General features: G+C 70.3%; 11 protein-coding genes. 4 read left to right on the plus strand and 7 right to left on the minus strand.

The features are described 5' to 3' along the window. Positions 1 to 446 precede the first annotated feature (446 nt). Entirely contained in the window at positions 447 to 827 is a 381-nt protein-coding gene (locus tag ACWFQ8_RS18365; RefSeq protein WP_453787275.1) for an FKBP-type peptidyl-prolyl cis-trans isomerase, read from the minus strand. A 338-nt stretch (positions 828 to 1165) separates the two neighbouring features. On the opposite strand from ACWFQ8_RS18365, the gene ACWFQ8_RS18370 reads away from it, so the two are divergent. Continuing rightward, on the plus strand, positions 1166 to 1300 hold the full coding sequence (locus ACWFQ8_RS18370; RefSeq protein ID WP_453787276.1) for a hypothetical protein: 135 nt from the start codon (positions 1166 to 1168) through the stop codon (positions 1298 to 1300). A 352-nt stretch (positions 1301 to 1652) separates the two neighbouring features. On the opposite strand, the gene ACWFQ8_RS18375 is transcribed toward ACWFQ8_RS18370, so the two are convergent. Then, positions 1653 to 2765: a hypothetical protein gene (locus ACWFQ8_RS18375; RefSeq protein WP_453787277.1), complete on the minus strand. Its 1113-nt coding sequence runs from the start codon at positions 2763 to 2765 to the stop codon at positions 1653 to 1655. A 199-nt stretch (positions 2766 to 2964) separates the two neighbouring features. Here ACWFQ8_RS18375 and ACWFQ8_RS18380 point away from each other — a divergent pair, with 199 nt between their 5' ends. Then, positions 2965 to 3216, plus strand: coding sequence for a hypothetical protein (locus ACWFQ8_RS18380; protein ID WP_453787278.1), 252 nt, complete (start codon positions 2965 to 2967; stop codon positions 3214 to 3216). Here ACWFQ8_RS18380 and ACWFQ8_RS18385 read toward each other — a convergent pair. The 5 genes from ACWFQ8_RS18385 to ACWFQ8_RS18405 form a co-directional block, all read right to left on the minus strand. After that, entirely contained in the window at positions 3189 to 3782 is a 594-nt protein-coding gene (locus ACWFQ8_RS18385) for a pyridoxamine 5'-phosphate oxidase family protein (protein WP_453787279.1), read from the minus strand. The two genes, ACWFQ8_RS18380 and ACWFQ8_RS18385, sit on opposite strands and share 28 nt — an antisense overlap. Before the next feature lie 21 nt (positions 3783 to 3803). Then, positions 3804 to 4253 (minus strand): VOC family protein, encoded by a 450-nt coding sequence (locus ACWFQ8_RS18390; RefSeq protein ID WP_453787280.1) that lies wholly within the window; start codon positions 4251 to 4253, stop codon positions 3804 to 3806. 50 nt (positions 4254 to 4303) lie between these two features. Beyond that, the gene (locus tag ACWFQ8_RS18395) at positions 4304 to 4495 is read right to left on the minus strand and encodes a hypothetical protein (RefSeq protein WP_453787281.1); all 192 of its coding nucleotides are present in this window, start codon (positions 4493 to 4495) and stop codon (positions 4304 to 4306) included. Between the two features lie 379 nt (positions 4496 to 4874). Then, positions 4875 to 5525, minus strand: a complete 651-nt coding sequence (locus ACWFQ8_RS18400; RefSeq protein WP_453787282.1) for a hypothetical protein — start codon at positions 5523 to 5525, stop codon at positions 4875 to 4877. A 360-nt stretch (positions 5526 to 5885) separates the two neighbouring features. Beyond that, positions 5886 to 6869, minus strand: coding sequence for an ArsR/SmtB family transcription factor (locus ACWFQ8_RS18405; RefSeq protein ID WP_453787283.1), 984 nt, complete (start codon positions 6867 to 6869; stop codon positions 5886 to 5888). A 190-nt stretch (positions 6870 to 7059) separates the two neighbouring features. Here ACWFQ8_RS18405 and ACWFQ8_RS18410 point away from each other — a divergent pair, with 190 nt between their 5' ends. Both ACWFQ8_RS18410 and ACWFQ8_RS18415 read left to right on the plus strand, forming a co-directional pair. Continuing rightward, positions 7060 to 7512: a hypothetical protein gene (locus ACWFQ8_RS18410; protein ID WP_453787284.1), complete on the plus strand. Its 453-nt coding sequence runs from the start codon at positions 7060 to 7062 to the stop codon at positions 7510 to 7512. 269 nt (positions 7513 to 7781) lie between these two features. Beyond that, positions 7782 to 8174: a hypothetical protein gene (locus ACWFQ8_RS18415; RefSeq protein WP_453787285.1), complete on the plus strand. Its 393-nt coding sequence runs from the start codon at positions 7782 to 7784 to the stop codon at positions 8172 to 8174. Positions 8175 to 8703 lie beyond the last annotated feature (529 nt).

The raw sequence follows: 8703 nt of genomic DNA on the forward strand, positions 1-8703 counted from the left end.
TCACCTCCCTTCCGGGGCCCGATGATCCGTGCCCGGAACGATCGGGTGACCGATTGCGTCACGAGCCCGGAGCGACGGGCGCGCGTCGGACTCGCGGTGTACGCCGCGTCGACTGCCAAGGCTTCGTGCGGGGCCGGAACCACCAGCCCCGGCCAAGGAAGAACACCGTTGATGGGCTGGCCGATCGCGTACGTGGCCCGGATGTCCGCCGGTTGGGTCCCAGGACATCGGCCTGCTGCTGCCCGCGTACATCGCGAGTATCGGGCGCCGCTGCTACGGGAAGGGCCGGCTGCTGCGGCTTCAGCAGATCCTGCTCTGCGCGAGGTCTCCGCGCAGATGATCCGCTTCGCGGAGTGCACGGCCGCCGGCACGCCCGTCGCCGACCCGGCGGTCCAGGCCGACGTGGACGCCCACTGCCGTGGCGTCTGCCGCTTGTGAAGCAGGCCTCAGACTGAGACCGAGAGCAGGTCCACCACGAAGACGAGCGTCGAGCCCGCCGGGATCAACGGCGAGGGCGACTGGTTGCCGTAGCCGAGGCGCGGGGGAACGATGATCTCGCGCCGGCCGCCGACCTTCATCCCCCTGACCCCCCGGTCCCAGCCCTTGATGACCCGGCCGCCACCCACGGCGAACTTGAACGGATCACCCCGGTCCCAGGAGGCGTCGAACTCCATTCCGGACTCGAAGGTGACCCCCACGTAGTGAACCCGGACGACCCTGCCCGGTTTCGCCTCGGGCCCGTCCCCGACGACGAGGTCCCGGATTGTCAGCTCGGTGGGAGCATCACCCTCCGGAAGGTCGATCTCGGGCTTCGTCAGTTCGTTCATTGCGGCCTCATTCACCCTCCGCCGGAAGCCCTCGTACGGACCAGCCGGGCGCATGGTCACTCCATGCAGTAGATGATCACGCTACCGACAATGCTGATCCCGTGGAGTGCATCCAACCCGACGGAGCACGGCGCCTGTGGCGGATCCAGAAGACACGGTTCAGTAGTGCTTTGCTGGCTGCTGTCGAAGGGCTGTCTGGTGGGTTGTCGGCAGGTTGGGCAGGTGCCGGTCCAGGTAGCGATGAGGTGTTGGAGGAAGTCCAGGGCCTGGTAGAGGGTCAGGCCATGGCAGGGGCTTTGGGGCAGGTCCGCTGCGCGGTCAGGAACAGGTAGGTGGGCGTGACGAGAGGGCCCGGCCTTGGGTCGTGCTCATGCGACGTCGGCGCCCTGGACGACTACCTGCCCGCTCACGTCGCAAGGATGGCCCGCAAGGTCGTGGAGGCCCTGGAGGAGACCCGGCCGGCCACCACGTGACGCGACGGCGCCGCGATGTCGTTCAACCGGCCCACGGGCCCCCCGGGGTTGACATGGCTGACCCCTGGGGCCCATGGCACGTCCGGCCCGGGGTCGATCTCCCCGCCCTAGGTGGCGGTAAGCCAGTCGGCAGCTCCGGCGTCGACCATGATCAGTATCCGGCGAGCTGTGCCGTCCTTGAGGACGTGTACGCGGCCCGGGAGCGGGCTGCTCCCCCGGGGTGACACGCCCGCCCGCCCAACGGGCTTCCACGGGCCCGGACACCGCCGGGCGACCCCGCGGAAATCCGTTCGGCGAGTGCCCCGGTCTCCCGGTCGCGGCTGGACGGAACGCCCTCTCAGTGGTGGCGGGCCTACGGGGTGCAGGCCTCGGGCCCGTCCTTGGTTGGTGTCGGGGTGGGACTCGGCGTCGGAGTAGGGCTCGGAGTGGGAGTAGGGCTGGGGGTCGGGCTCGGGCTCGGCGTAGAAGGGGGGCCTGTCCATAAAGAGGAGGACGGTTGTGGCCAGCCCTGCGGCGCCGGAAGGTTGGTGATGAAGATGATGTCCGCCGGCCGGTGGGCAAACGCCGCCTGCCGCACAGCTCCGCGACCCGGGAGGCCCGCTCGGGAGCTGAGCATGGCGTCGGCCTGGCTCTGACCGGGCGGGCAGGCGCCGGACGTCCCCATAAGAGAGTCCCCGGCCAGAATCGCGGCCAGCGCCAGACAGGCCACCGCGGCCGCCGCGGCCAGCGGACGTAATGCGGGACGCCGCGCAAGGCCCTGGCGCCACCGCGGTCCGCCGGGCCCGGTGACATGGATAGCGTCCTCCAGGTCTGCTCCGTCATGGGTGAGCGGCGTGTTCTGGCCGGCCGTATGGCGGACGTGGTGCAAGAGTTCGTCGGCTTCGTGCCGCGCCTGGGCACGTAGGCCCGCAACTTCGGATTCTGCGCCGGCGCGAACACGGGCGGCCTCGGATTGCGCGCCGGCGCGAACACGGGCGGCCTCGGATTGCGCGCTGGCGCGGATGCGGTCGGCGTCGGTGCGGGCGTCCTCGCGGAGGGCTTCGGCTTCCTGGGCGGCGTCGTCCAGGGTCTGCCGCACGGTGGCACGAAGGCGTTTGCGTGCCGGCTGGGACGCGCGCTGGAGCAGCTTCACCTCCTGCCACCGGGTCCGCCATGCGGCCGCGAGTGCCGGGTCCGCGCGGAAGCCCGCGGCCGCGGCGGGCGGGAGGCCCGGGGGGATCGTGACGACCCGGACGAACTCGAGCAGGGCCTCCAGGGAGGTGAACCGCTTACCGGTCAGCATCTCGTTGAGGCCGGCCCGGGTAAGCCTCGGCCGGACCGACGCACCGGCCATGACTGTGTAGGAGGGGGCGCCGTGGGCGATGTGGAGCCGGTTCAGCTCCCCGGCGAACGCCCGCAGCGCCGTCTCGAACGCGTCCACGGCGGCGGCATCGTTCGGCTCGATCCCGGGGTCGTCGTCTGTCACCGGATCACCCTCCCTGTCCGAAAGGCAACGCTAGAGGGCCCAGGGCCGTACGTACGCGGAATGCGTCGAACGATGCCGGACGCCCGACAGCGTTCGAGAACAGCCCGCGATCAACTGGCCCGTGACGGGCGGCGTCCGGGTCCATGCGGGCCCGTACGGATCACTAGGGATCTGGCCCCGGCGCCGCTCTCCTGGAGGCATGACACCCACCGAAGCAACACCCCCGACCCCCGACCCCACAACCCCGACTCCCGACCCTGCACGGCCCCCCACGCGACAGGAACCGGCTCCACCCACCGACACGCCACGCAACCGGCATCACGACAGCGTCGTACTCATCGCCCTACTCGCCACCTGCGCCGGCATCTACCTCATCGTCGGCGAGAACGGCTTCGCCGGTGTCATCACCGCCGTCGCCGGCCTCTACGGCACCCTGCGCATGCGCCGATGACCCGCACCGCAAGCAGCCGAAGGGGCTCCGGCCGGACCAGCCCCAGCACCGCCGCCCTGCCCGGTCTCACTCCCCCGCCGGAAGACAGCACCAGGGCCGCCACCCCCGAAAGAGGGCAGCGGCGTTTCGCCGGGGGCCGCTCCGTCGGCCAGGTCCGCTATCTCCGCCTCGCCCTCCGCTACGGCGAACGACCAGACGTCCGGACCGCTGACATGGAGTGAAGTGCGTGGGTCGCGGCGCAGTTGGCGGACTTTGAGACGGTCGGCGGTGGAGGAGACGCGCAGTACGCGCTCCTCGGCGTTCCAGTCGTAGAGGACGGTCGACAGGTGCGGGTGGCCGGTGCTCCTGACGCTCGCAAGTACGCCGAACTGCTGCTGCCGCAACAGCTGGGAGACCTCTTGCGCGGTGAGTACCCGGGGGGCCGGGCCGTCGTTTCTGGTGGTGCCGCTGGTGTTCTCGGCAGGCGGCGTCTCGGTGGCCGGCTCCTGGGCTGCCGGGCACTTGGCTCCCGGGCGGCCTGCCGCTCCTGATCCGGCAGCTTGTAGAGGCCGGGGGGCCCGACCCATGGCTCTGACCCGGCCCTGGGGTCAGGCCTTGGTGTAGTGGGCGGCGTACTCCTCGCCGGGCGGGACGACGGTGATGACGTCGATCAGCACCCCGTCGGGGGCGGCGACGACGAAGTGGCGCTGGCCGAACTCCTCCGTGCGCAGGGGCAGTACTTCCGGCAGGCCGGCCTCCGTCACGAGCCGCTGGTGCTCGGAGTCCACGTCGTCCACCTCGAAGTTCAGCAGCAGACCGCCCCGGAGCGCTTCCCGGTGGCCCTCGGGGACGGTCGGGTGGGCGTGGTCCAGGAGGGCCAGCTCGTACTGCGGCGCGTCGGGGCGGCGCAGACTGACGTACCAGTCGGCCTCGAAGGTCACCTCGAAGCCGAGGTGGCGGGTGTAGAAGTCGCGGGACGCCGCCACGTCCCGGGTGGCGAGCACCGGATAGAAGCCACCGAGACCGGTCGTGGGCGCGGTGGTGAGTGCGTTCGTCATGGCGGGGCCTCCGAGTTCATTTCGCATACCCAGGGTATGCGAGCTGAACGTCAGCATACCCTCGGTATGCGAAGCGCGCCGGCGGCGAGGCGGGCCCGCTCGTACGGAGCCTTCGTGCGGGCGCGGGTCAGCGGGCGCAGCACGGCCTGGTCCTCGGTGTCGTCCGGGTATAGGCACTTGCTGGTGTAGCGGTGGGCGCCGCAGCGTGCGGGGTCGGGGTGGACCAGGGCGACGGCGATCATGTCGGGTCCGTGGTCATCACCCGGGCGTGTGTGTGCGCGCTCCCGAACAGGCCGATCCGGACGGCGACGTCCCGGGCGTGGCCGGGTGTCCGGGGCTGGCTCCTGCTCGGGCCGACATAGCGGATCCGGTAGGAGCCGCCGCTGAGCGGGGCGGTGGGCACGGTCAGCGGCGCTGCGTACGGACGGGGTTGCGTGCAACCCGTTCCGTCGTTGTGCCGGGGCGTGGCGACAACTCGTCATCGGCTCCGGGCCGGTGACGGCCGGGGAGCCGCGCCGCGTCATCACCCGGGGCGTGGCGACAACCACGCCGAGCAGCCGGCTCGGCCGGCGGCAGCTGCCCGGCGGTGTCCCAGTCCTGTCTGCGCCGCAGGCCAGGGCCTCAGACGGCGAACGGGTTGGTGTGGCCGGGCAACTGCTGCCCCGGGCGCAGGAACCGCCGGCCGCCCTGTTCGTCGCGCACCGCGAGGAACCCGGCGTCCGTCAGCCGCTGTGCGATCTTTTCGCGGCGGATCGCGCCCACCTTGAACGCCACGGTGAAGAGCAGCGCGACCGCTCCGCCGGAGGCGACCGCTTCGACCGGCGACCTGTCGATGAGCAGGAGGACGGTCAGGACCGCGCAGGCGAGGTAGCCCTTCACCTTCTGGCTCCGGTCGGCGACGTACTGGGCCATGACGTCGAAGGTGATGAGGTCCTTGAGCACGGCCACGGCGCCGACCGCTTCGGGGAGCGGCTTCAGCGAGCCCTGCTCCAGCCCCGGCACTGGCCCGCCGTTGCCCGCCTGCGGATGGGCGGTGATGGTGGCCGCCTCGCGGACGCGTGCGTCGGGTTGCGGGTCCCGGTACATCCGGACCTGGACGAGCGAGTTCTTGAACCCGGTTCTGTACGCCACGCCGTACGTGTAGCCGTACTGCTCCGCCACGTGCGCCAGGGCGGCCGCCTTCGGCGTGGAGCCCTGGGGGGCGATCTCGACGATGTCCTGCTGACGGGCGATCTGCTGGAGCATCCCCGCTATGTGACGTTCTACGGACATCCTGTTTCCCCGCCCCCTGGGACCCCGCGCCTGGGGCCGACCGGCGCACAGCCTAGGGGGTGCGCCGCCGATCGGAACACGCGCGGTCCCCCGGCCATGGACCGGGAGACCTCACGTCCGGCGGGGTCAGGCCTCTACGGCAGGTTGCGGGCCATGACGATGCGCTGGACCTGGTTCGTGCCCTCGGCTCCAGCCGCAGGATCTCGGGGAGCCGTCCCAGAAAGCGGCAGCGCCACGGTGAGGTGGCGCAGTCGGCCGGTCGTCCGTGCTGCCGGGCGCGGCCCGCCTCACGATCTGGATGGCCGACCACGACCTCCCCGGACAGTCCACCCAGAAGACCGACGACGTCCACAACACGTCCTAGACGCGGGCTTCTTCCAGCAGACCTGACGCATGTGCGGTCCGCTGGTACAACACGTAGCGCCCGTCTCTGACCTTGGTGACGAGGCGTGCGCGGTGCAGTGCGCTGAGGTGGTAGGAGACGGTGCCCGGGGTGCATCCGATCCGGGCGGCGAGTTCCGCGGTGGACCGGGCGGTTTCGAGGTCCGCCAGCAGGGCCGCTCGGGTGTTGCCGACCACTTGCGCGATCCTTCCGGACTTGCGATCCCGGCCGGCTCCGATCCGCTGGGCGGGGTAGTAGAGGACGAACTGCCCTGGGGTGTCGACCTGGATGATGACGTCGGGCCAGTTGAGCACGCCGGGGGCGAGGACCAGGTCCCGGCCGGTGACGTCGATTTCGCCGTCCCACGACTTGGCGAGGGTGACCGCGTCGCCTGCCCACTCCATGTCGGGGTGAAGTGTTCCGAGCACCCGGCCGACGCCATGGGTGGCGATGGCCGTCGCGCGGTGGGCGATGTCCTGCTCGATGATCGAGCGCAGTTCGGGCCAGCCTTCGGAGAGGGCATCGCGCCAGAACCGGGCGAGACCGTTGGCGAGATGGCGCTGCATCCGCCCCGACTCCGCGATCCGGCGGGTCGCGGCCAGCAGCGGCCTGTTCCAGTGGGTCCGGGTGTATGTGAGGACCTGGGTTTCGAGGTCGTCCTGCGCTGCCGCCTCGATCTGCGCGATCTGCTCGTCGAGCAGGTCACGACGCTGCGCGTCCGCCCCTGGCTGAGGGGTGAGCAGGTCAGGTCTGTAGGTGTCGCCGTTTTGCGGCAACAGGTCCGCGAGCAGGGCAACGTCCGGATGGGCAAGGGACGCGCGGGCGAGTGGTCCGGGATCTCCGAATACCGGGTGCCGTCCCGACGCGGCGGTGAGTTTCAGCCACGCCATGGACTCTGACGCAGGGGAAGGGGCCAACCGCGTCCTGGACACGGTGTCGATGTCTAAACGCAGAGTGAGCACCGCCCCGACGCTAGCAGCCGTCGCGATGGATTTGAACTGGCTCGAATGCTTTCCGGCGCGAGGTCCACGCGTGCTTGAGTCGTGTTGCCGAACAACGGCAGCAACGTTCACTGCCCGATCTGAGGCGGTCGCCTCCGCACGACGGTGAGGTTGCGCATCCGGTACCCGAAGAACCTGGGGAGTGGTTGTCATGGTGGGATTGAAGGACACATCGAAGGTGAAGAGCCGCACGGGGAAGGTCGGCGTGGCCGTGGCCGCAGCCGCGTCGGTTGCCGGGATGGTCTTCGCGGCGACACCCGCGAACGCCGCCGTCGCCGCCGCCGCAACCGTCTCGATCGAGTATGGGGCGAGCTACTACAAAGGCACGGCCAGCTGGTCCAACCGGTCGGTCGGCGTCGACGCATCGTTCAAGGCCACCGGGTGTCGGCGGGTCTACGCGCGGGCGTTCGCAGGCAGCACCTCGCTGGACTTCAAGAGCAGCAGCACCTGGTGCAATCGATCCGGGTCGGCGGACTTTGCTCTTGCCGCGAACGTCGTCGGCGGGTCCGACAACATCTGGATCTACATGACCGACGAAAACCAGAACTACCTCAAGGGACAGACCTGCTACCGCGCCGGCTACTGCATCGACGGCCTGCACTAGTACTGCAGCGGTCCTTGTGGTGATGGCCTGTCAGCTGAAAGTCATGTGGCGGTGCCAACCGGGGTGGCGGCGGATCTGGTAGTCGTCCAGGACGTTGTCGGTGTTCTGGGTGGGCCGTCCGGGGAGGTCGCGGTCGGCCATCCAGATCGCGAGGCGCAGCTCCCATTGGCCTCCTGTCGCCCCTCAGCCCGCTGACCGGTTCCCCTTCGCCCGGTTGATGCCGCACGCGACCGCGTGCCGGGCCCTGTAGTCCCCATTCTGGAGATCGCATGAAGACTCATCTCGCCGCAGCCCTCGGTTTCGTCGTGCTGACCGCGGGCACCTTGCTGGGTGCTCCCGCCGCCGCCGGCGCGCAGACCACCTCCTACCCGACCACCTCCTTCGACGTCACGGTCGGTGCCAGTTACGCCCGCGGCACCCTGACTTGGTACAACCGGTCGGTCGGGGCCGATGGGGAACTCCGGGCCGTCGGCTGCCACAGGATGTGGCTCAGCGCGTACGGTACCTCTGGCAACGATCTCGGCACCTGGAGCACCAGGAGCCAGTGCGACGGGACGTACCCGTTCCATATCAATATGCCCGGCGGGGCCACGTCCGTCAGAATCTGTCTTGACGATGCGCACACGAATGCACTCAACTGCGAACAATACAACCGACCCTGACCCACCCGACCGGCTCCAATTCCGGGATTGCGAGTCCGAGGGATTTGCCGTTGCCTCGGGGCCGGGGCTCTGTGGCAGCCCCCGGGGTACGTCCTCAAGGCCGAGGGCCGCGTGGCCCTGGCCGCCACCCGCCGGGGCCTGGCCGAGTTCCTCGGCCGCACAGGAGTTTCCGCCCCCCAGCCCTGACGGGCCGCGCCCGCGCCGCCACCCGGGCAGTGAGCGAACGCAATCGCGCCGGCGTGCGTCGCTGGCAGACTGCCTGGCCGACAAAACAACGAACAAGCAGTAGTTCCGGTCGCGCACCCGCGGCAGGCCGGGGGTCGCGGGCGCCCCAAAAGCTTCTCAGCGCACCGTCTTCACAGCATCCGCGCCCCAAGACCTCGTGACGTGTGTCGCAGGCGGTGGGATCCGGCTGGTCAGGTGCCCGAGGCGGTTGGGGGTGTGGCGTGGGGCGGGCGGGGTGGGCGGGCCCCCCGGGGGGGGGGGGGGGCGTGTGAAAGAAGGTTTGGGGGGGGGGGGGGCGGCGGGG

It is taken from the genome of Streptomyces sp. NPDC055254 (genome assembly GCF_053606025.1).

What these genes read in the sequence shown, in the direction of transcription:
- ACWFQ8_RS18365 (WP_453787275.1), bottom strand. Translation starts at nt 827, where the DNA reads ATGAACGAACTGACGAAGCCCGAGATCGACCTTCCGGAGGGTGATGCT.
- ACWFQ8_RS18380 (WP_453787278.1), top strand. Translation starts at nt 2,965, where the DNA reads ATGACACCCACCGAAGCAACACCCCCGACCCCCGACCCCACAACCCCG.
- ACWFQ8_RS18385 (WP_453787279.1), bottom strand. Translation starts at nt 3,782, where the DNA reads ATGGGTCGGGCCCCCCGGCCTCTACAAGCTGCCGGATCAGGAGCGGCA.
- ACWFQ8_RS18390 (WP_453787280.1), bottom strand. Translation starts at nt 4,253, where the DNA reads ATGACGAACGCACTCACCACCGCGCCCACGACCGGTCTCGGTGGCTTC.
- ACWFQ8_RS18395 (WP_453787281.1), bottom strand. Translation starts at nt 4,495, where the DNA reads ATGATCGCCGTCGCCCTGGTCCACCCCGACCCCGCACGCTGCGGCGCC.
- ACWFQ8_RS18400 (WP_453787282.1), bottom strand. Translation starts at nt 5,525, where the DNA reads ATGTCCGTAGAACGTCACATAGCGGGGATGCTCCAGCAGATCGCCCGT.
- ACWFQ8_RS18410 (WP_453787284.1), top strand. Translation starts at nt 7,060, where the DNA reads ATGGTGGGATTGAAGGACACATCGAAGGTGAAGAGCCGCACGGGGAAG.
- ACWFQ8_RS18415 (WP_453787285.1), top strand. Translation starts at nt 7,782, where the DNA reads ATGAAGACTCATCTCGCCGCAGCCCTCGGTTTCGTCGTGCTGACCGCG.